Origin of the sequence: Kitasatospora sp. NPDC057940, assembly GCF_042887425.1 — a bacterium.
Taxonomy (GTDB): Bacteria; Actinomycetota; Actinomycetes; order Streptomycetales; family Streptomycetaceae; genus Kitasatospora.
Window position 1 is genome coordinate 98,856 of sequence record NZ_JBHVPH010000010.1, and the last position, 21,781, is coordinate 120,636.

General features: G+C 74.8%; 14 protein-coding genes and 1 riboswitch. Of the genes, 3 read left to right on the forward strand and 11 right to left on the reverse strand.

What is annotated here, in order from left to right; all coding sequences use genetic code 11:
- Positions 1–10: 10 nt before the first annotated feature.
- The 3 genes from ACFVTF_RS18045 to ACFVTF_RS18055 are packed head-to-tail and all read right to left on the reverse strand — an operon-like array spanning position 11 to position 3,479.
- The gene (locus tag ACFVTF_RS18045) at positions 11–1,531 is read right to left on the reverse strand and encodes a precorrin-2 C(20)-methyltransferase (protein WP_387814517.1); all 1,521 of its coding nucleotides are present in this window, start codon (positions 1,529–1,531) and stop codon (positions 11–13) included.
- Positions 1,528–2,154 carry a precorrin-8X methylmutase gene (locus ACFVTF_RS18050; protein ID WP_063350072.1) on the reverse strand — a complete coding sequence of 209 codons (627 nt, stop codon included), beginning with the start codon at positions 2,152–2,154 and terminating at the stop codon, positions 1,528–1,530. Before ACFVTF_RS18050 ends, ACFVTF_RS18045 begins: the two co-directional genes overlap by 4 nt.
- The gene (locus ACFVTF_RS18055; protein ID WP_387814519.1) at positions 2,151–3,479 is read right to left on the reverse strand and encodes a hypothetical protein; all 1,329 of its coding nucleotides are present in this window, start codon (positions 3,477–3,479) and stop codon (positions 2,151–2,153) included. The genes ACFVTF_RS18050 and ACFVTF_RS18055 overlap by 4 nt, the downstream gene beginning before the upstream one ends.
- Positions 3,480–3,646: 167 nt before the next feature.
- A riboswitch (cobalamin riboswitch) is annotated at positions 3,647–3,732 on the forward strand.
- 301 nt (positions 3,733–4,033) lie between these two features.
- On the opposite strand from ACFVTF_RS18055, the gene cobN reads away from it, so the two are divergent.
- Both cobN and lnt read left to right on the forward strand, forming a co-directional pair.
- Positions 4,034–7,699 (forward strand): cobaltochelatase subunit CobN, encoded by a 3,666-nt coding sequence (cobN, locus tag ACFVTF_RS18060; RefSeq protein ID WP_387814521.1) that lies wholly within the window; start codon positions 4,034–4,036, stop codon positions 7,697–7,699.
- A gap of 89 nt (positions 7,700–7,788) precedes the next feature.
- Positions 7,789–9,459, forward strand: coding sequence for an apolipoprotein N-acyltransferase (gene lnt, locus ACFVTF_RS18065; RefSeq protein ID WP_387814523.1), 1,671 nt, complete (start codon positions 7,789–7,791; stop codon positions 9,457–9,459).
- 100 nt (positions 9,460–9,559) lie between these two features.
- On the opposite strand, the gene ACFVTF_RS18070 is transcribed toward lnt, so the two are convergent.
- The 4 genes from ACFVTF_RS18070 to gdhA form a co-directional block, all read right to left on the reverse strand.
- Entirely contained in the window at positions 9,560–10,324 is a 765-nt protein-coding gene (locus ACFVTF_RS18070; RefSeq protein ID WP_387814525.1) for a VOC family protein, read from the reverse strand.
- Between the two features lie 76 nt (positions 10,325–10,400).
- Positions 10,401–11,309, reverse strand: coding sequence for an NADP-dependent oxidoreductase (locus ACFVTF_RS18075; RefSeq protein WP_387814527.1), 909 nt, complete (start codon positions 11,307–11,309; stop codon positions 10,401–10,403).
- A 212-nt stretch (positions 11,310–11,521) separates the two neighbouring features.
- On the reverse strand, positions 11,522–12,391 hold the full coding sequence (locus ACFVTF_RS18080) for a GyrI-like domain-containing protein (protein ID WP_387814529.1): 870 nt from the start codon (positions 12,389–12,391) through the stop codon (positions 11,522–11,524).
- A 131-nt stretch (positions 12,392–12,522) separates the two neighbouring features.
- A complete protein-coding gene (gene gdhA / locus ACFVTF_RS18085) occupies positions 12,523–13,911 on the reverse strand; it encodes an NADP-specific glutamate dehydrogenase (RefSeq protein ID WP_371520887.1) in 1,389 nt (462 codons plus the stop codon).
- Positions 13,912–14,260: 349 nt separating this feature from the next.
- Between gdhA and ribA the strand changes: the two genes are divergently transcribed.
- Positions 14,261–14,890 carry a GTP cyclohydrolase II gene (ribA, locus tag ACFVTF_RS18090; RefSeq protein WP_387814532.1) on the forward strand — a complete coding sequence of 210 codons (630 nt, stop codon included), beginning with the start codon at positions 14,261–14,263 and terminating at the stop codon, positions 14,888–14,890.
- Between the two features lie 36 nt (positions 14,891–14,926).
- Here ribA and ACFVTF_RS18095 read toward each other — a convergent pair whose 3' ends face one another.
- The 4 genes from ACFVTF_RS18095 to ACFVTF_RS18110 all read right to left on the reverse strand — a co-directional run bounded on the left by ACFVTF_RS18095 (position 14,927) and on the right by ACFVTF_RS18110 (position 21,718).
- A complete protein-coding gene (locus ACFVTF_RS18095) occupies positions 14,927–18,346 on the reverse strand; it encodes a hypothetical protein (protein ID WP_387814534.1) in 3,420 nt (1,139 codons plus the stop codon).
- A 293-nt stretch (positions 18,347–18,639) separates the two neighbouring features.
- A complete protein-coding gene (locus tag ACFVTF_RS18100; protein WP_387814536.1) occupies positions 18,640–20,754 on the reverse strand; it encodes a putative bifunctional diguanylate cyclase/phosphodiesterase in 2,115 nt (704 codons plus the stop codon).
- Positions 20,751–20,915, reverse strand: a complete 165-nt coding sequence (locus ACFVTF_RS18105) for a hypothetical protein (protein WP_387814538.1) — start codon at positions 20,913–20,915, stop codon at positions 20,751–20,753. The genes ACFVTF_RS18100 and ACFVTF_RS18105 overlap by 4 nt, the downstream gene beginning before the upstream one ends.
- A complete protein-coding gene (locus ACFVTF_RS18110; protein WP_371520875.1) occupies positions 20,912–21,718 on the reverse strand; it encodes an SAM-dependent methyltransferase in 807 nt (268 codons plus the stop codon). The genes ACFVTF_RS18105 and ACFVTF_RS18110 overlap by 4 nt, the downstream gene beginning before the upstream one ends.
- Positions 21,719–21,781: the final 63 nt, after the last annotated feature.

Consider the following 21,781-nt stretch of genomic DNA (forward strand, 5'->3'; position numbering starts at 1 on the left):
TTGTCGCCGGTCACGACTCCGGGTACCGCCGCGGCGTCCAGACGACCTCCACGCCGCCGCCTCGCTCGACCGCCTGGGTCTGCGAGGAGCCGATCAGCAGGATCGTCCGCATGTCGACCAGCGCCGGATCCAGCTCGCCCAACCGGACGATCCGCACCCGCTCGGTCGGCCCGCCGACGTCGCGCGCCATCACCACCGGCGTCTCGGGCGCGCGGTACTCCAGCAGCAGGTCCCGGGCGAGGGCGACCTGCGTGGTGCGCGACTTCGAGCCCGGGTTGTAGAGCGCGAGCACCAGGTCCGCCTCGGCCGCCGCGCGCAGCCTGCGGGCCACCACGTCCCAGGGCTTGAGCCGGTCCGACAGCGACACCACCGCGTAGTCGTGCCCGAGCGGGGCGCCGGCCCGGGAGGCGGCCGCGTGCGCCGCGGTCATCCCCGGGACGATCCGCACCGGGACGTCCCGGTAGGCCTCCTCGCAGGCGACCTCCAGGACGGCGGTGGCCATCGCGAAGACGCCCGGGTCGCCCGATGACACCACCGCGACCCTGTGCCCGCGGCGGGCCAGTTCGAGGGCGTACTCGGCGCGCTCCGACTCCACCTTGTTGTCCGAAGCGTGCCGCCGCTGCCCCGGCCGCTCGGGCACCCGGTCCAGGTAGGTGGTGTAGCCGACCAGGTCGGTCGCCTCGGCCAGGACGCCGCGTGCCTCGGGGGTGAGCCAGAGCGGCCCGGCCGGACCGGTGCCGATGACGGCCACCGCGCCCGCACCGTCCGTCCGCCGCTCCACCGGCTCCAGCGGCGCGACCTTGCTCGGCAGCACCGCCACCGAGAAGTACGGGACGGTCTCGCCCTCGACCTCCGCGAGCGGCAGGATGCGCTCCCCGTCCATGAACGCGCGCTCGACGTACTGCGCGTCGTCGAGCCGGCCGGCCCGCTCCAGCGCCCGCCGGACGGCCGGGAAGGTGCGCCCCAGCTTCATGATCACGGCCGAGTCGGCGGCGGCGATCCGCGCCGTCAGCTCCTCCTCGGGCAGCGTGCCCGGGATGACGGTGAGCGTCTCCTCGGCCTCGGTCAGCGGCTGGCCGAGCCGGGCGGCCGCGGCGCTGACGGAGGTCACACCCGGCACCACCTCGGTCGGGTAGCGGTGCGCGAGCCGCTTGTGCATGTGCTGGTACGAGCCGTAGAACAGCGGGTCGCCCTCGGCGAGGACCACGACGTCGCGGCCGGCGTCCAGGTGGGCGGCCAGCCGGGCGGCGGCCTCCTCGTAGAAGTCGTCCAGCGCGCCCCGGTAGCCGCCCGGGTGGTCGGTGGTCTCGACCGTGATCGGGTAGACCAGCTTCTCCTCGACCTGACCACCCGTCAGGTAGCGCTCGGCGATCGAGCGCGCGATGGACCGGCCGTGCCGGGCGCTGTGGTAGGCCACCACGTCGGCCTTGCCGATGAGTTCGGCCGCCCGGACGGTCACCAGCGACGGGTCGCCGGGACCGAGCCCGACCCCGTAGAGCCGGCCGACACCAGGAGTCTGACGATCCGTCACTCTTCTTCGCTCGCAATCGCGTTGACGGCGGCGGCGGCGATCGCGCTGCCGCCGCGCCGGCCGCGCACCACCAGGTGCTCCAGGCCGGACGGGTGCTCGGCCAGGGCCTGCTTGGACTCGGCGGCGCCGATGAAGCCGACCGGGACGCCGATCACCGCGGCCGGGCGCGGCGCGCCGGCCTCGATCATCTCCAGCAGCCGGAACAGCGAGGTCGGCGCGTTGCCGACGGCCACCACCGCGCCCTCCAGCCGGGGCAGCCACAGTTCCATGGCGGCGGCGCTGCGGGTGTTGCCCATCTTCCGGGCGAGCTCCGGCACGGACGGGTCGGTGAGGGTGCACACGACCTCGTTGTCGGCGGGCAGCCGCTTGCGGGTGACGCCGCTCGCCACCATGTTCACGTCGCACAGGATCGGCGCCCCGGCCCGCAGCGCCGCGCGCGCGGAGGCGACCACGCCCGGCGAGTACACCAGGTCCTCGACCAGGTCGACCATCCCGCAGGCGTGGATCATCCGCACCGCGACCTGGGAGACGTCCGCCGGGAGGGCGGCCAGGTCGGCCTCCGCACGGATGGTGGCAAAGGACTGGCGGTAGATGGACGCGCCGTCCTTCTCGTACTCGATCACTTCGTGGTCCTCCTGGCCTCGGCGACCGCCTCGGCCATCTCCTCGTTCGTCACGTCCACGGCCGCCCCGGCGGCCGCCGGACCGTTCACCGTCACCCGGTAGCCCTGCCCGGTGGCGAGCACGTCCACCCACCGCCCGGCCGGATGACCGCAGCGTCGTTCACACCCCGACCAGTGCGCCGGGAGACCGGCGGTCGGAAGGCCCATCACCGACGGGCTCCCGGCGGCGGGCGCATCGAGCGCCCACGCCGCATCGAGCGCCCGTGCCGCGTCGGCCCGGACGTCGGCCCGCGACTTGGCGCACCCCGGCAGCCCAGTGCAGGCGGTGGCCCGCTCCCAGGGCGAGCCGGGCGCGGCCCGGAACCCGGCCGCCGCCAGCGCGGGCAGCCGGTCGGCCGGCGCCCCCGGCAGCACCGCGCCGCGCCAGGGCGTCAGCCGGATCTCCCCGGCGCAGGCGCCCGCGAGTTCCCGCCACTGCGCGGCACCGGCCCGGCCGAAGCGCATGCCCACCGACAGCCCGCCCGCCACGGCCCCGCCCGCCGCCGTGGCCAGCCGGCCGACCGCGGGGAACGAGGCGACCGTGCGGACCACGCCGACCGCGGGCGCGGCCCCGGCGAAGGCGGGCACCGGCACCGGCCCGGCCGGCAGCAGCCCGGGGACCTCGCGCAGGTGCCAGGCCTTGCGCCCGCTCTCCCGCAGCGCGTCCAGGAAGGCCCGGGCCGCGTCGAGCACGGCCGTCACCTCCTGCCCCGCCGGCACCGGACGCCCGTGGGCGGCCCGTCCGAGGCGCAGCAGCGCCGACCCGTCCGGGCCTGCGATCAATGTCACATCGGCGTCGAACGCGGCGACGTCGCCCCGCCCGTCGTCCAGCGCGAACAGGAACTTGCCGGAGAGCCCGGCCGCCCAGTCGCTCGCGCACAGCCGCGCGTCCAGCTCCCGCACCCAGGCCTGCACGTCGGCGAAGCCGTGTCCGTCGAGCCCGGCGAGCGGGGAGGCCACGATGTTGCGGACCCGTTCGTGCGTGTCCGAGGGCAGCAGGCCGACGGCGCGCAGCCGTTCGGCGAGTTCGGCCCCGCAGTGCGAAGCCAGGCCGCGGAGTTGGACGTTGCCGCGGGAGGTGGTCTCCAGTTCGCCGTCGCCGAGCTCCTCGGCGGCGTCGGCCAGCGCCATTGCCTGACGGGCCGTCAGCAGACCGCCGGGCAGGCGGACCCGGGCCAGGGCGCCGTCGTCGGCCGGGTGCAGACGAAGGGCCCCTGGGCAGGCGTCCGCGCGCCCCCGGTCGGGCACCGCGGCGCCCGGCGCGGTGGCGTCGGGTGTCGGTGGCATGGCCGCGAGCATACAGATGATCCGATCGGTTGCCTTTGTCCGTCGCCTCACACCCCGGGCGCTCCGGGCGGCCTCCCCGGGATCGCCCTCCCCCAGGTCAGCCGCACCCCGTACGATGCTGGCGGACGGTCCCCGCGGACCGTCCGCACGCCAGCGACGGCGCAGGGGAGGAAACCGGTGCAAGCCCGGTGCGGTCCCGCCACTGTGACCGCGGTTCACCGGGAGACCGGACGGCCGCGGGAGCCAGGAACTCCTGCCGTCCTCCACCGGCCCGGGGCGCGGACCCCGAGGAAGGCTCGAAGAGCAATGCGCTGCCGCATGCCCGCGCCCGGGTCCCCAGGCGCCTCACGCCCGCCCGACTCCGGGCGTTCCGCCGACGCCTCGGCGCTCCTTCGGTCGCCGGCCGCGCGCCGTCGCTCGCATTCGTCCGCCGGATGCCACGCGCCTTCGTCCGCCGCGCACCACGCGTTTTCGTCCGTCGCTCGTCACTCGTCACTTTCCACGCCGGCGCGCCCTTCGGCTCGGGGCGGCTCCGAGGCCGGGAGGGCCTTCGCATGATCCTGCTGCTGTCGACGTCCGACACCGACCTGCTCAGTGCCCGCGCCGCCGAGGGCCCGGTCCGCTACCGGCTCGGCAACCCGGCCCGGCTCACCCCCGAGGACCTGCCCGCGCTGCTGGAGGGCACCGACCTCGTCGTGGTCCGCCTGCTCGGCGGTCGCCGCGCCTGGCAGGAGGGCCTGGACGCGCTGCTGGCCGGCCCCCGCCCGGTGATCGTGCTGACCGGCGAACAGGCCCCCGACGCCCAGCTGATGGAGCTGTCCACCGTCCCGGCCGGCATCGCCGCCGAGGCGCACGCCTACCTCGCGCACGGCGGCGCCGCCAACCTCGCCGAGCTGGCCGCCTTCCTCTCCGACACCGTGCTGCTGACCGGCCACGGCTTCGCCCCGCCCGCGTCCGCCCCGGCCTGGGGGCCGCTGGAGCGCGAAGCCCGTACGCAGGACGGCCCGACGGTCGCGGTGCTCTACTACCGCGCCCACCACATGAGCGGCAACACCGCCTTCGTCGAGACACTCTGCCGGGCGATCGAGGACCAGGGCGCGCAGGCCAGGGCCTACTACTGCGCCTCGCTGCGCGGCGCCGAGCCCGAACTGCTGGCCGCGCTCGGCGAGGCCGACGCGCTCGTCACCACCGTGCTCGCCGCCGGCGGCACCCGCCCGGCGGACGCGCAGGCCGGCGGCGACGAGGAGGCCTGGGACGCGGGCGCGCTCGCCGCCCTCGACCGGCCGATCCTCCAGGCGCTCTGCCTCACCTGGTCGCGCGCCCAGTGGGAGGCCAGCGACGACGGCCTGTCCCCGCTGGACACCGCCACCCAGATCGCGGTGCCGGAGTTCGACGGCCGGCTGATCAGCGTCCCGTTCTCCTTCAAGGAGCTGGACGAGGACGGCCTCACCGTCTACGCCGCCGACCCGGAGCGTGCCGCCCGGGTGGCCGGCACCGCCGTCAAGCACGCCCGGCTTCGGCACATCCCGGCCGCCGAGCGCCGCCTCGCGCTCGTGCTGTCCGCCTACCCGACCAAGCACGCCCGGGTCGGCAACGCCGTCGGCCTGGACACCCCGGCCAGCGCGATCCGCCTGCTGAACCGGCTGCGCGCGGAGGGCATGGACCTGGGTTCGGACCTCCCCGGGCTGGACGGAACGAACGGGGCCGGCCACGACGCCTCCCCCGACGCGTCGTCCCAGGACTCCTCGCTCGACGCCTCCCACGAGGGCGACGCCCTGATCCACGCCCTGATCGCGGCCGGCGGCTACGACCAGGACTGGCTCACCGAGGACCAGCTGGCCCGCAACCCGGTGCGCATCCCCGCCGCCGACTACCGCCGCTGGTACGCCACGCTCCCCCAGGCACTGCGCGAGCAGGTCGAGGAGCACTGGGGCCCGGCCCCCGGCGAGCTCTACGTCGACCGCTCGCAGAACCCGGACGGCGACATCGTGCTGGCCGCGATCCGCTCCGGGAACCTGCTCGTCCTGATCCAGCCGCCGCGCGGCTTCGGCGAGAACCCCGTCGCCATCTACCACGACCCCGACCTGCCGCCGAGCCACCACTACCTGGCCGCCTACCGCTGGATCGAGGCCGCGCAGGCCGACGGCGGCTTCGGCGCGCACGCCGTCATCCACCTCGGCAAGCACGGCAACCTGGAGTGGCTGCCCGGCAAGACCGCCGCGCTGTCCGCCGAGTGCGGCCCGGACGCCGTCCTGGGCGATCTGCCGCTGATCTACCCGTTCCTGGTCAACGACCCGGGCGAGGGCACCCAGGCCAAGCGCCGCGCTCACGCCACCCTGGTCGACCACCTCGTCCCGCCGATGGCCCGCGCCGACTCCTACGGCGACATCGCCCGCCTGGAGCAGCTGCTGGACGAGCACTCCAACATCGCCGCGATGGACCCGGCCAAGCTGCCCGCGATCCGCGCGCAGATCTGGACCCTCATCCAGGCCGCCAAGCTGGACCACGACCTCGGCCTGGACGAGCGCCCCGAGGACGACGGCTTCGACGACTTCCTGCTGCACGTCGACGGCTGGCTGTGCGAGATCAAGGACGCCCAGATCCGCGACGGCCTGCACGTCCTCGGCCAGGCGCCGGCCGGCACCGACCGGGTCAACATCGTGCTCGCCATCCTGCGCGCCCGCCAGATCTGGGGCGGCGTGAGCGCGCTGCCGGGCCTGCGCGAGGCGCTCGGGCTGGACGAGGCCGCGCTCACCCTCGGGGCCACCGACGCCGCCGAGGCCCAGGCCCGCGCCCTGGTCGAGGCCATGGAGGCGCAGGACTGGGCGGTCGAGGCGGTGGAGAAGGTCGCCGCCGGGCTGCCGGAGGCCGTCCACGAGGTGCTGACCTTCGCCGCCACCCAGGTGGTGCCGCGACTGGCCGCCACCACCGACGAGCTGGACGCCGTGCTGCACGCACTGCGCGGCGGCTTCGTCCCGGCCGGGCCCTCCGGCTCGCCGCTGCGCGGCCTGGTCAACGTGCTGCCGACCGGCCGCAACTTCTACTCCGTCGACCCGAAGGCCGTCCCGAGCAAGCTCGCCTGGGAGACCGGCCAGGCGCTCGCCGCCTCGCTGGTCGAGCGGTACACCGCCGACAACGACGGCGCCTACCCGCCCTCGGTCGGGCTGTCGCTGTGGGGCACCAGCGCGATGCGCACCGCCGGCGACGACATCGCCGAGGCCTTCGCCCTGCTCGGCGTCCGCCCGGTCTGGGACGACGCCTCGCGCCGGGTCACCGGCCTGGAGCCGATCACCCTCGCCGAGCTGGGCCGCCCGCGCATCGACGTGACGCTGCGCATCTCCGGCTTCTTCCGCGACGCCTTCCCGCACGTGGTCGCCCTGCTGGACGACGCGGTGCGCCTGGCCGCCGCCCAGGAGGAGCCCGCGGAGCAGAACTTCGTGCGCGCCCACGTCCAGGCCGACCTCGCGGTGCACGGCGACGAGCGCAAGGCCACCGTCCGCGTCTTCGGCTCCCGCCCGGGCACCTACGGCGCGGGCCTGCTCCAGCTGATCGACAGCCGGGACTGGCGCACCGACGCCGACCTGGCCGAGGTGTACACGGTCTGGGGCGGCTACGCCTACGGCCGCGGGCTGGACGGGCGGCCGGCCCGCGAGGAGATGGAGACCGCGTACAAGCGGATCACCGTCGCCGCGAAGAACACCGACACCCGCGAGCACGACATCGCCGACTCGGACGACTACTTCCAGTACCACGGCGGCATGGTGGCCACCGTCCGGGCGCTCACCGGCAAGGCGCCGACCGCCTACATCGGCGACTCGACCCGCCCGGAGACGGTCCGCACCCGGACGCTGACCGAGGAGGCCGCCCGCGTCTTCCGCGCCCGGGTGGTCAACCCGCGCTGGATCGAGGCGATGCGCCGGCACGGGTACAAGGGCGCGTTCGAGATGGCCGCGACGGTGGACTACCTGTTCGGCTACGACGCCACGACGGGCGTGGTCGCGGACTGGATGTACGAGAAGCTCACCCAGGAGTACGTGCTCGACCCGGTCAACCGGGAGTTCCTGACCGGCGCCAACCCGTGGGCGCTGCACGGGATCAGCGAGCGGCTGCTGGAGGCGGCCAGCCGCGGGCTGTGGGAGCAGCCCGACCCGGAGCTGATCGCGCAGTTGCAGGCCGCGTTCCTGGAGACCGAGGGGGACCTGGAGGGCGACGAGGGCTGAGCCACGGGGGTGGCCACCAGTGTTCCCGTAGCCCATTCGGGTGACAGGAACACTGGTGGCCCAGTCCGTCCGAGCGGACAATACGGGGCATGCCCCGCCGCCCCGCCCTCACCAGCCCCGCCCGGCGCACGCCGCACTCCTCGCACGCCGATCACCCCCGGCGCCCCGAACCTCCCGGGCACCCCGAGCACGGCGGACACTCCGAACACGGCGGGCACCCCGAACACGGCGGACACCCCGAGCACGGCGGACACCCGCAGGCGCGCCCGCACCGCTACCGCGCGCGGTTCGGCGCCCTGGCGGCCGGGGCCGTACCGGTGCTCGCCTTCCCGGCACCGGGGCAGGCCTGGCTGGCGTGGGTCGCGCTCGTCCCCGGGATGCTGCTGATGCAGCGCGCGCCCGGTGGGCGGGAGGCGGCGGTGCGCGGGTGGTGGTTCGGGGCGGGCTTCATCCTGACCGCGATGTACTGGCTGGTCCCGTCCATCGGGCCGGGGCTACCGGTGCTCGCCGTGCTGTTCGGGGCGCTCCAGGGCGGCTTCGGGTACGCCGTCCACCGGCTGCTGCACCCGCCGCTGACCGACCGTCGGGCACTGCTCGCGCTGCTCGTCGTCCCGGCGGTCTGGGTGACCACCGAGTACGCGCGCTCCTGGGACGCGCTCGGCGGGCCGTGGGCGCTGCTCGGCGCCACGCAGTGGCAGCACCCGGCGATCCTCGGACTGGCCTCGACCGGCGGGATCTGGCTGGTCAGCGCGGCCGTCGCGGCCGCCAACACCGGGGTGCTGATCGTCCTGACCGCCGTGCACCGGCGACCGCGCGCCCTCGCGGCGCTGACCACCGTCCTGGTCCTGGCCGCCGGCCCGCTGCTGTTCGCGCTGCGCGACGCCCCCGCCCCGGCCGGGGCGGTCACCGTCGCGCTGGTCCAGCCCGGCATCGTGGACGACCCGCAGGCCCGGTTCGAGGCCAGCGCCCGGGCCACCGCCGCGCTCGGCGGGCAGCCGGTGGACCTGGTCGTCTGGGGCGAGAGCAGCACCACCGCCGACCTCGACCGCGACCCGGCCGCGCTCGACCGGCTGCGCCAACTCTCCACCGTCACCGGGGCCCAGATCATCGCCGGGGAGGACGCCCGCAAGGCGGACGGGCGGATCTCCAAGGACGCGGTGCTGGTCTCCCCCGCGGGCGTGCTGGACCGCTACCGCAAGATCCGGCTGGTGCCCTTCGGCGAGTACATCCCGCTGCGGCCGGTGCTCGGCTGGATCGCCGGCGTCAGCCGGGCGGCCGGCGAGAACCGGGCGCCCGGCACCGCCTTCCACGTCCTGCCGGCCACCGACCGGGCCGGCGGGCCGCTGCCGGTCGGCGCGCTGATCTGCTTCGAGTCGGCCTTCCCCGACCTGGCCCGCACCGCCGCGCGGGACGGCGCCCGGGTGCTGGTCTACCAGTCCTCCACCTCGACCTTCCAGCACACCTGGGCACCCGAACAGCACGTCTCGCTGGCGGCGATCCGGGCCGCCGAGACGGGCCGGCCGGCCGTGCAGGCCTCGCTGACCGGGGTGTCGGCGGCCTTCGACGCGCAGGGCCGCGAGCTCGCCCGGCTCGGTACCGACGGCACCGGCGCGCTGACCGTCCGACTGCCGCTCACCGAACCCGGGACGCTGACCTGGTACGACCGGATCGGCGACGTGGTGCCGATCGGCGCCCTGCTCGTCACGGCGGGCGCGACGGCGGCGGCATGGCGCTCCAGCCGCAGTCGGCGCCCGGCGTGAGGGCGGAGGCTGCGCCCGACGGGAGGACGGCCGGATCCCCGGCAGGGGCATGGGCAGGGGCGTGGGCAGGGGTGTGGGCAGGGGTGTGGCCTCCGGCGGGTCAGCCCTCGGTGCCGGCCAGGTAGACGCCGAACGACGCGCCCTGCGGGTCGCGCAGCACGGCGATCCGGGGGCCGCCCGGCACGTCGGTGGCCGCCATCAGCACGTCCGCGCCGAGGCCGCTCGCCCGGGCGACGGTGTTGTCGACGTCGGCGACCGAGAAGTACGGCAGCCAGTGCGGCGGCACCTGCGGCGGGAAGCGGTCGTCCATCACCAGCATGCCGCCGAAGTCCTCGCCGCGCAGGCCCCATTGGGTGTACTGCTCGGACGGGCTGACGGACCAGCCGAAGACCGCCGGGTAGAAGGCGGTCGCGCCGGCCGGGTCACGGGTGAGCAGTTCCACCCAGCCGAGCGCGCCCGGCTCGTTGAACACCCCGGCGCCCGCGAACGCGCGGGCCTGCCAGAGCAGGAAGACCGCGCCGGAGCTGTCCCCGACCACCGCGAAGCGGCCGAGGTCGGACGCGTCGGTGGGCTCCTTCAGGACCTTGCCGCCGGCGTCCTCGACCTTCGCGACGGTGGCGTCGGTGTCGGTGACCGCGAAGCAGGTCGACCAGGCGATGGGCTGCTGCGGCGCGAACCGCGGACTGACGGCGGCCGCCGGGGCGTCACCGAGGAACATCTGGGTGTAGCCGTTGGCCTCGGGGCGCACATCGGACTCGGCCCGCCAGCCGAACAACTCGCTGTAGAAGGTGCTGGCGGCGACCGGGTCGGAGGTGCCCAGCTCGACCCAGCAGGGGCCGCCGATGGTCACGGAGTTCTGCTTCATGGCTTCTTCTCTCGACTTCTTCTCTCGGTTCTCGATCTCTCGGTCTTCACTGACTGATCGTCACTCTTGGCTCGGCTCAAGCGACTTCGATGACCACCTTGCCGCTGGCGTGGCCGGACTCGACGAAGGCCAGCGCCTCGGCGACCCGGGCCAGCGGGTAGCGGCCGGTGATGTGCGGGTCCAGCTCACCGGCGGCGACCAGGGCCGCCAGCGCGGACAGGGACTCGGACGTCGTCGAGCGGGTGATGTAGCGGCCGCCGAGTTCCGCCACGGTGGCCGGGTCGGCGGTGCTGACCAGCTCCGTACGGTCCGTGCGCACGGGGGCGGCGGCCCGCAGGGCGTCGCCCCCGACCAGGTCGAGGACGCCGTCGACGCCGTCGGGCGCCGCGGCCGCGATCCGTTCGACGACGCCGTCGCCGTAGCGGACCGGCACCGCGCCGAGGGACTCCACGTACGCGTGGTTGGCGTCGCTCGCGGTGCCGAGGACGGTCAGGCCGCGACTGCGGGCGATCTGGGCGGCCGCGCTGCCGACACCGCCGGCGATGCCGAGGATCAGCAGCGTCCGGCCCGCGCCGAGGCCGAGGTCACGGACGGCGTCGTCCGCGGTGGCCGCCGAGACGGGCAGGACCGCGGCCTGGTCGAATCCGACACCCTCGGGCTTGAGAGCGCTCAACTCTGCGCGCAGCAGTGTCTGTTCGGCGTAGGCGCCGGCGGCCGCGAGGCCGAACACCTCATCGCCCGGGGTGAACCCGGTGACCCCGGGGCCGACCTGTAGGACCACGCCCGAGGCCTCCTGGCCCATGACGGCGGGGAGTTCGCGCTCCCGGCCGAGCAGGCCCGTGCGGATCTTCCAGTCCACCGGGTTCACCCCGGCCGCACCGACCGCGATCGCCAGTTGCCCGGGGCCGGGCTCCAGCACCGGGCGGTCCAGGAACTCCTGTGTCTCCGGCCCGCCGTAGTCGACGAAGCCGAATGCCTTGGCCATCGGTGATCCCACTCCTCGGGTAGCGGCTGCGATCCCCCGTCCTCCCCCGCCCCAGCATGCGGGCGGGGGAGGACGGGTGCGGGCGCTGCTGGGCCGAACGGGGGCGGGCGAACAACTGACAGATGACAGATAACAGATTTCGAAATCTGTTATCTGTCATCTGTTTTCTGTTAGCTGTTTTCTGTTAGCTGTCAGTCGTCAACGGCCGCCCGTCAGCGCAGCGCCCGTGCCACCGGGATCCACAGCTGGGCTTCCGCCTGGCCGTCCGACAGGAACCGGGTCCGCAGGATCTCCGGCCCCGGCCGGAACTCGTACGGGTTGGACGGGAACCACTGCGTGAAGACGTCCCGCCACATCTCCTGGAGGGCCTTCGGGAAGGTCCCGGTGTTGGAGAAGGCCGCCCAGGTCCCCGCCGGCACCTCCCGAACGTCCAGGCCGTCCGGGACGACAGTGCCCGCGTCCGCCACCACCGCGTGGTAGTAGTCGAGTTCGACACCCTCCTCGCGGCTCTCCGAGAAGAACTCGGTGACCGAGAGGATGCCTTCCGGCTCACGGCCCGAGAGCGCCGAGATCCGGTCGACGGTCTCCTGTCCGAGCCCCTTGATGAACGAGGCGATGGCCGGGTTCACCCCCTCGTGCACCAGCGGGACCCGCGCCCGCCGACCGATGATCCGGAAGTCCGGCTGCTCGATGATCCGGTATTCCATGCTGCTGCTTCCCTCCACGACGAGTCGGAAGGACATCCGGGGCTGGGACTTGAGCACCGCGCCCTCGCGCCGGGCCTCACCGGGCCCGACCCCGTGCATCGCCCGGAACGCCCGGGCGAACGCCTCCCCCGAGGTGTAGCCGTACCGGATCGCAACCTCCAGCAACGTCCGCTCCCCGCCGAGGACTTCGGCCCCGGCGACGGTCAGCCGCCGGCGCCGGACGTAGTCCGACAGCGGCATCCCGGAGAGCATCGAGAACAACCGTCGGAAGTGGTACTCCGACGTCATCGCGATCCGGGCCAGCTCGGCGACCTCGACCTCCTGGTCCAGGTTCCGTTCGATGTGGTCCATCGCCCGGTTCAGGTGCTCCAGCACTCCGACCCCCGTCCTTCCCTTACTGATCACCACCGTAGGAAGGACCCACCCTGCCGCACCCGACAATCGGTGCCCGATCCGGTCGGGTGCCGATCGCCGGGTGCCGATCGCCGGGTGGCGGGCGGCAGAGCTCAGATCAGGCCCTGCGCCAGCATCGCGTCCCCGACCAGCTCGAAGCCGGCGATGTTCGCGCCCACCACGTAGTCGCCCGGGTGGCCGTAGCGCTCGGCGGTGGTGAAGCAGGAGTCGTGGATGTGCTTCATGATCCCGGCCAGCCGCTCCTCGGTACGGGCGAAGGTCCAGGAGTCGCGCGAGGCGTTCTGCTGCATCTCCAGGGCGCTGGTGGCGACGCCGCCCGCGTTCGCCGCCTTGCCCGGGCCGAAGGCCACCCCGGCTTCCTGGAACACCCGGACCGCCTCCGGGGTGGTGGGCATGTTGGCCCCCTCGGCGACCGCCAGCACCCCGCCCCGCACCAGGGCCAGCGCGTCCGTCTCGGTCAGCTCGTTCTGGGTGGCGCAGGGCAGCGCGACGTCGCAGGGCACGCTCCACACGCCCGGGCCCTCGACGAACCGGGCGTGGCTGCCGCGCAGTTCGGCGTAGTCGGCGACCCGGCCGCGCCGGACCTCCTTGACCTCCTTGAGGAGCGCGAGGTCGATGCCCTTCTCGTCCACCACGTAGCCGGTGGAGTCGGAGCAGGTGAGCACGGTCGCGCCGAGCTGCTGCGCCTTCTCGATCGCGTAGATGGCGACGTTGCCGGAGCCGGAGACGACGACCCGGCGCCCGTCCAGGCTCTCGCCGCGGCTGTGCAGCATCTCGGCGGTGAACAGCACGCAGCCGTAGCCGGTCGCCTCGGTCCTGGCCTGCGCGCCGCCCCAGCCGAGGCCCTTGCCGGTGAGCACACCGCTCTCGTAGCGGTTGGTGATCCGCTTGTACTGGCCGAACAGGTAGCCGATCTCCCGGCCGCCGACGCCGATGTCCCCGGCGGGGACATCGGTGTGCTCGCCGAGGTGGCGGTACAGCTCGGTCATGAAGGACTGGCAGAACCGCATGACCTCGGCGTCCGAGCGGCCCTTGGGGTCGAAGTCGGAGCCGCCCTTGCCGCCGCCGATCGACAGCCCGGTGAGCGCGTTCTTGAAGATCTGCTCGAAGCCGAGGAACTTGACGATGCCGAGGTTCACCGAGGGGTGGAAGCGCAACCCGCCCTTGTACGGGCCGAGGACGCTGCTGAACTCCACCCGGAAGCCCCGGTTCACGTGGATGTCGCCGGAGTCGTCCGTCCACGGCACCCGGAACATGAGCTGCCGCTCGGGTTCGCAGATCCGCTCGATGATCCGGGCGTCGACGAACTCGGGGCGGCGGGCGAGCACCGGCCCGAGGGTCTCCAGGACTTCGTGGACCGCCTGGTGGAACTCCGTCTCACCCCTGTTCCGGCGGACCACGTCCGCGTAGAGCGCCTCGATCACGCGCTGCTCGGCGTCGAAGGAGGTCGGGGAGGTGGCGGCGGGAGGGGTTGTGGGCATCTGATCAGGACCTTCCGTGGTCGTCGGTGCTCGTTCGCGAGGCATTCCCGTGCCCAGGAAACGGGGGAATCCTCGCAGTGTCCACGGTCCGGCTCCCGACGCATCCACATGCTGAAACCCCCACGCCTCGCGGACCGTACGATCCGCCGGCGCCCTCGCGTCCGCACGGAGCCCGGCTGAACCACGGTCCGTAGCCGCAGTGAGCACGGACAGTATTTAGTTGTTCAAATTGGAACTAACGAGTACGGTCATCGACATCCGCTCCACCCCGGGCCGCCCGGCCCGCCCCGCTCGACCCCATCGGTTCGTCGGTTCGCCGACCCATCTCCCCATCGACGGAGGCCCACCCATGCCGCAGCCCGGTCCCGCCACGGTGCGCTCGCGTGTGCGCATCCCGCTGACCTTCTCCGACGGCTACCGCGCCGAGGCGGAGGCCTTCACCTTCCACGACCTCGCCGACGGCGCCGAGCACCTGGCGCTCGCGTTCGGCGAGGTGCCGGAGGGCGGGACGCCGCTGGTGCGCCTGCACTCGGAGTGCCTGACCGGCGACGTCTTCGGCTCGGACCGCTGCGACTGCGGCCCGCAGCTGCGCGAGTCGGTCGAGCGGATCACCGAGGCCGGCGGCTACCTGCTGTACCTGCGGCAGGAGGGCCGGGGCATCGGGCTCTACAACAAGCTGGAGGCCTACTCCTTGCAGGACTCCGGACTGGACACGTACGACGCCAACACGGCGCTCGGCCTGCCCGAGGACGGCCGGGACTACACCGCCGCCGCCCAGATGCTCACCACCCTCGGCGCCACCGGCATCGACCTGCTGAGCAACAACCCGGACAAGGCGCAGCAGCTGGCCGACCTCGGGATCACCGTGCGGCGGCGGGTGCCGACCGGCGTCCACCTGTCCGCGAGCAACGTGCGCTACCTGCGGGCGAAGGTGGAGCGGACCGGGCACTCGATCGAACTGTCCCGGCTGGTCGGCTGAGCCGGACGACGGCCGGACCGGATGACGGCCGGACCGTCAACCGTCCGCACCCGCACCCGCACCCGCACCCGCCCGGACCGTGCGCAGCACCCCGTACGCCGCGAGCGGGAGCGCGACCAGCAGCGCGGCCCAGAACGCGCCGTGCCCCCAGAACTCCGCGACGGCCGCGAACTGCCCCTGGAACACCGGGATCCGCAGCGCCTCGACCGGGCCGAGCGGTCCGGGCCAGGCGCCGAGCACCAGGGTGGCGGGGATCCAGCAGCCGAGGAGCGCCCGGGCGGTGCCCGGCGTCCCCAGGGTGCTCGCGAGGGAGACGACGGCCAGCAGGACGACGAACCCGGACTGGTAGGCCGCGCCGCTCTGGCCGGTCCCCCAGGAGGCCGGCGTCGGGTGGTGCCCGGTGGCCGCCAGCCGCACCTCGACCGCCGCCCACAGCAGCAGGGCCAGCACACCGGTGCTCCCGAGCGCGAACAGCGCGCGGTCGCGGGCGCCCACGGGGCCCGTCCGCCACTGCTTGCCGTCCCACCGTGCCGCCGCGCCCCGCCCGGCGAGCCGCCGCCAGGCCTCCCGCGCCTGCCGCCGGGCCTCGTGCGCGGGCTTCAGCAGCCGGTCCGCCGCGCGCTCGATCAGCGCGAACGACGCCAGGATCGCCGCCACCGCCGCGAGGCCGGCCCAACTGCCCATCCCGCCCTCGAACATGACCACCCGCTCGGCCACCGGTCGCGGCATCTCCAGGCCCGTCATCGGCGGTCCGAGCCGCAGGTAGCCGATGGCGAAGGCCCCGACGCCGGTCAGGGCGGCCGTGCCGAAGCCGACCCGGGCGGGGAAGAAGGCCAGGACGGCGGCGGCGACCAGCGCCGCCCCCAGTTGGCCGACCACCTGCTGGGCCGCGTGCTCGCCGGCCTTCTTCAACGGCCCGCCGAAGGCGCCGTCCGGCGAGATCTTGAGCTGGACCCCGGCCTCGACGGGGTAGCGGAACACCGCCCCCGCCCACAGCAGCAGCCCGAGGGCGAGGAACAGCAGCAGCACGGCGCCCGCCCGGCGCGGCAGGCCGGTCCGGGCGTGCGGCCACCACTCCCGCAGCCCGGCCGCCCAGTCCACCGGCGTCCGTTCACGCCCGCCCGGCCACAACCGTCCCGGCCACCTGTCCCGGCCGGCCTGGCTCTCCCGCCCTGCCCCGCCCTCCCGGCCCTCCGCACCGTCGGGCCGCTCGCCCCGGCCCCGGCCGCGCGGGCGCAGCGTCTCGGCGGCGACCAGGGCCGCGCGCCCGGCATCGTCCCCCGGGTCGGCGCCCACCGCCCGCCGCCGCAGCGCCGACCAGCGGCGCCGGACCGCCTCCGGCGCGGCGGTCGGGTCCGGCGCGGGTCGGCGCACCGCGGCGCGTACGGCGGCGCGGATCCCGGAGCCGGCGGCCAGGGCCGCGTCCACCACCACCGCCGCGACCAGGGCGGCGAGCTCCGCCACCCGTTCGGGCAGCGGCAGCCGGTGCAGGGCGGTGGGCAGCGGCGAGAGCCGGCCGAGCAGCCGGTCGCGTTCCTCGGGGCGCACGCTCAGCCACACCACCAGCCGGTGTGCCTCCTCGCGCTCCTGCGGGCTGAGCCCGTCGCCGCCCCGCCGGCCGCCGCCGACGGTGCGGGCGGCACGGTCCACTTCGGCCAGGACGTCCGGGAGCCGGGCCAGGGCGAGCAGTCGGGAGCAGTGTTCGCCGGAGCACTCGGGGTGGAAGCAGTCGTAGCGGGCGGCGACGGCCGGGGCGCCGACCCGGACCAGCGCGTCGATGAACGCGGCGCCGTCCGGCTCGGTGGCGATGCGTTCCAGCCCGGGGGTGTCGATCGGGCGGTCGAGGTAGTGGGGGGTGGCGGAGGGGGCGAAGGCGGCGCCGAAGGCGAGCACCGCGAGGGCGGCCACGGCGTCGCGGCGGGAGCCGGGTGCCCGGGCGACGTCGGTCAGGTGGTGCAGGTCGAAGACGTTGTCCTGGACGTCGTCGCGCAGCCAGTCGCGCAGCCGCTCCGCTCCCCCGGCGGAGAGCCAGCGGGCCGCGTCGCCGGAGCGCCGGAGCAGGACCTCGGCGAGCTTGGCCGGGTCGGTGAAGGGGGAGCCGAAGAAGGTGATCGGCCGGTGGGTGCGGCCGGTGTCGGCCCGGGTCTGCCGCCGGACCACCGCGGGGCTGCCGCCGGCCAGCCAGCTGCGGACCTGCGGGGCGGTCCAGCGGTCCTCCGGGTTCTTGGTGAACAGCCCTTGGAGGAGCAGCAGTTGGCGTGGGTCGGCGAGGGCGGAGAGGTCGACCTCGTCCCCCAGGACCAGTTCCAGCTGAAGCACCTCGTCGCTGATCAGCAGGCCGTCCGCGCCGAGGAAGCGGGGGCGGCCGGTGAACAGCTCGTACAGGACGTTGCCGAGCGCCCACCAGGGCCCGGCCTCGTGGTTGCGGCCGGCCAGGAGTTCGGGGGCCATGTACGGGATGGTGACGATCGTCTCGGGCGTGAAGCGGCGGCTGGCGGTGAGCCGGGCGACGCCGCCGAAGTCGGCTATCACGAACTCCCCGGGCGCGCGGCCGGGGCGGACCAGGACGTTGGCCGGCTTGAAGTCCAGCGGGTTGCGCTCGATCCGGCGTTGCCAGAAGTCGAGCAGGGCGACGAGCTCGTAGACGATCCGCTCGGCCTCCCGCGGGTCGGTGGGCCGGCCGCGCTCGCGCAGTTCGGCGAAGTGGTCGGCGAGGGTGACCGGCAGGTACTCCATGGCCACCCAGTCGAGTTCGGCGCCGTGGTGGCCGACCCGGCCGAAGTCGACGATGTGCGGGACGTGGCGGCGGTAGTCGTCGTTGCGCAGGTAGCCGAGCAGGTCGGCGTCCATGGACTGGCCGGCGGCCGTCACCTTCACCGCGGCCTCGCCGCCGCCGTCGGTGCGCCGGACGTGCCAGACGGTGCCCTCGGTGCCGGAGCCGGCCACGCCGAGCGGGGCGAAGCGGCCGCGCAGGGCGTCGGGGAAAGCGCCCGCGAACCGTCCGCCGGTGGGCCCCGCACCCTCCGGCACCCCGCCCTTCGATGTCCCGCTCCCTGGCACCCCGACCACGGGGCCCCCGCCGCTCCGGCTGGGCCCGGGGCCGACGTTGTCGGCCCAGCCGGGGGTGGCGGCGCGCCCGGCGCCCGCGCGCCGCTGCACCTTGGTCGGGGCCTCCGGGTCGACCCGCTCCGGCGCGGCCCGCTGGACCCTGGTCGGGGCCTCCGGGTCGAAGCGGGCCCCGCCGTCCGGCTCCCGTCCGGTCGCGGCGTCGGGGTCCGTCCGGGTGCGCGGGACGGCTCCGAGCCGGGACGGCCGGTCCGGCACGACACCGAGGCGCCGCCCCCACGGCCGCCGGTCCGCCCTGGTCGGGGGCTCGGGCCGGGCCCCGGGGCCGCTCTGCGGCCAGGGGCCTGGTCGGTCGTCGTCGGCCGGGCCGGCGTCCTCCGGTGTGGCCATGGCGGCGCTCTCCTCCCCGCTTCCCGGGGCCGGCGCGGGGCCGTAGCCGCGCGCCGCACGGCCCCGGGTGGTGATTTTGACGCGCCATCATCCCGCATGGTGGGCCGTGGTGTTGGCCGATTTTCCGGAACGCGACCGAGCGGTTGCACGACCGCCGCCGAACGCCGCCGCGGGCCTCCCCCACCTGCCCGGCCCTGCCTCCTTCGGCCGCGGAGCCGACGCCCCCGCCGCGTCAGCCCCGATACGCCCCCCCACACACACACGCCAGCCACCCACACGTCAGCGGCGACGCGTCAGCCCCCGACCGGGCGCCCCCGGGGCTCCTCGGCGATCCGACGGGCGATCTCGCCCGGCCGCACCGGGCGGCCGAAGTGCCAGCCCTGCGCCCAGTCGCAGCCGATGGTCCGCAGCCGTTCGGCGTCCTTGCGGGTCTCCACGCCCTCGGCGGTGACGGTCAGCCCGAGCGCGTGCGCCATCGACACCAGGCCGCTGACGATCCGCCACCCGGTGGACTCGTCCTTCTCCGGATCGTGCAGGTCGCCGACGAAGGAACCGGCGATCTTCAGCCCGGACACCGGCAGGTCGCGCAGGTACGCGAGGTTGGACCAGCCGGTGCCGAAGTCGTCCACGGCCAGCGACACGCCGAGGTCCACCAGCCCGTGCAGGGTGCGCAGCGCCTCGTCCTCGGGCCCGACCACGGTCGACTCGGTGATCTCCAGTTGCAGCCTGGCCGGTTCGAGGCCGGTCGTGTCGAGGATCCGGCCGAGGTCGGTGACGAGCGCCGCGCTGCGCGCCTGGCGGACCGCCAGGTTGACGTTCAGCTGCGGCGCGGCGTCGCCGAAGCGCTTGACCCAGTCCGCGGCCTGGCCGCAGGCCTGCTCCAGCACCCAGCGGCCGAGCGGCATGATCAGCCCGGTCTCCTCGGCGGTGGTCACGAACTCGTCCGGGCCGAGCACGCCGAGCTGCGGGTGGCGCCAGCGCACCAGCGCCTCCACCGCGGCCAGCCGGCCGTCCGCCAGCGCGTACAGCGGCTGGTAGTCGATGAAGAACTCGCCCCGGTCGAGGGCGGCCGGCATCCGCACCGACACCGCGTAGCGGCTGACCGCGCGGGCGTTCTCCTTGGGGTCGAACAGCGTCCAGCGGCCGCGGCCGGCCTCCTTGGCCCGGTACAGCGTCAGGTCGGCGGCCCGGACGGCCGCGCCCGGGGTGGTGGTGGACACCCGCCGCTCCAGCACGCCGACGCTCGCGCCCACGGCCAGCTTGTGGTCGCCGATCAGCACCGGCCCGGCCAGCGCCTTGAGCACCGTCTTCGCCGCCGCGACGGCCTCCTGCTCGCCCCGGCAGTTCTCCAGCAGCACCACGAACTCGTCGCCGCCGAGCCGGGCCACCAGGTGGCCGAGCGGGTTGAGCGCGGCCTTCAGCCGGGCGGCCACGGCGGACAGCAGCTGGTCCCCGGTGTCGTGGCCGAGGCTGTCGTTGACCACCTTGAAGCCGTCGAGGTCTACGTAGCAGAGGCCGAACCTGGCGCCCGGGTCCGGATCCTCGAACAGCTTCTCCAGCCGCTCGAAGAAGGCCGCCCGGTTCGGCAGGCCGGTCAGCGGGTCGTGGGTGGCCTGGTGGCGCAGCCGCTCCTGGAGCCGGTAGCGGTCGGTGACGTCCTCCAGCATCGCGACCTGGTACTGCGGCACGCCGTCGTCGTCGCGGATCAGCGAGACGGTCAGATGGGTCCAGACCACCTCGCCGTCCTGGCGGTAGTACGGCTTGTCGAACTGGAAGTAGTCCCGCTTGCCGCCGATCAGCTCCTCGTACGCCTCCCACACGCCCGGGGTGTCCTCGGGGTGGACGAGATCGCCGACCCGGCGGCCGGTCATGTCCTCCGGGCTCGCGCCGAACAGCTGCTGGAGCGCCTTGTTGACCGCCAGGATGTTGCCGTCGGTGTCGCCGATGCCGATCCCGATGGCGGCGCTCTCGAACAGCGCCCGGAACCGGGCCTCGGAGGCGCGCAGCGCCCGCTCGGCCTCCTTGCGGGCGGTGTCGGCGGCGGTGCGGATCGCCTCCTGCTCCCGCAGTGTGCGCTCGCGCAGGGCGGCGGCCCAGCCGGCCGCGAAGGCGCCGGTCAGGGCCGGGCCGCGGTCGTCGCCGAGCGGCTGCGCCTGGAGCAGTTCCACCGCCCGGGCCAGCACCACCGGGTCGGTGAAGTGCGCGTCGACCAGTTCCGCGCCGGCCTGCTCGGCCAGCCGGGGCTCGAACGGCTCGCCCAGCTGCGCGCGGTGGAGCAGGGCGGCGGTCCGGGCGATGAGGCGGCCGAGCAGCCCGGGGTGGACGGCCGTGCCGTGGTCGGCGGAGAGCAGTCGCGCCCAGGCCTCGTGGAACCGCTCGGCGCTGCCGGACACCGGGGCGGCGCTCATGCGTCCACCCGGGTGCGCGCGGTCGGCGCTGCGGGGTGGACGCCGCGGGCGGCGGTCCGGGCGGGGGGCGCGGTGGTCCGCGCGGCGGGCACGGCGGGGTGACCGGCGGCCGCTTCGCGGAGCCCGCGGCCGTCGGTCACCCGCCCGATCCGTCTGCTCAAGGGCGGAACCCCACGCCCGCCACCCCGGACATCCGCTCGGGGTGCTCGCCGACCGTCTCCGGCTGGTCCGGGCGCCACTGCGGCAGGTAGACGACGCCCGGTTCGACCAGCTCGAAGCCGGCGAACATCCCGCTGATCTGCTCGTGGGTGCGCATGGTCAGCGGGGTCGGCGTCCTGCGGTAGAGCTCCTGGTGGTCCTCCGCCTGGTCCGGGCGGCCGTCCAGGGAGGCGTGCGAGAGGACGAGCGCGCTGCCGGGCGGGAGCGCGTCACGCAGCGTGCCGATCAGCTTCCACGGGTCCTCGTCGTCGGTGACGAAGTGCGCGACGGCGACCAGCAGGACGGCCACCGGCTCGCCCTGCGCCAGCAGGGCGGCCACCTCGGGGCGGGCCAGCAGGTCGTGGACGTCGCGCAGGTCGGCCTGGACGACCTCGCTGCCGGGGTCGTCCTCCAGCAGCAGGCGGCTGTGCGCGACGGCGACCGGGTCCCGGTCCACGTAGAGGACCGTCGCCTCGGGGCGGATCGCGCGGGCGATCTCGTGCACCGCGCCGAAGGTCGGGATGCCGGAGCCGATGTCCAGGAAGCGGGTGACGCCGCGCTCGGCCAGGTAGGACACGGCCCGTCGCAGGAAGGCCCGGTTGGAGCGCATGATCTGCGGCAGTTCCGGCCACAGGGCCATCGCCTTGCGCGCCATCTCCCGGTCGACCTCGAAGTTGTGCGAGCCCCCCAGGTAGTAGTCGTAGACCCGCGCGGCGTTCGGTTTGTCCAGGTCCGTGCCCTCCGGTACCCAGCTCGGTCGCCGCATGCCTGTGACTCCTTCACTCCGTTTTCCGGGGATGCAGTGCCTCGCGACAACTGCTGTGACAGA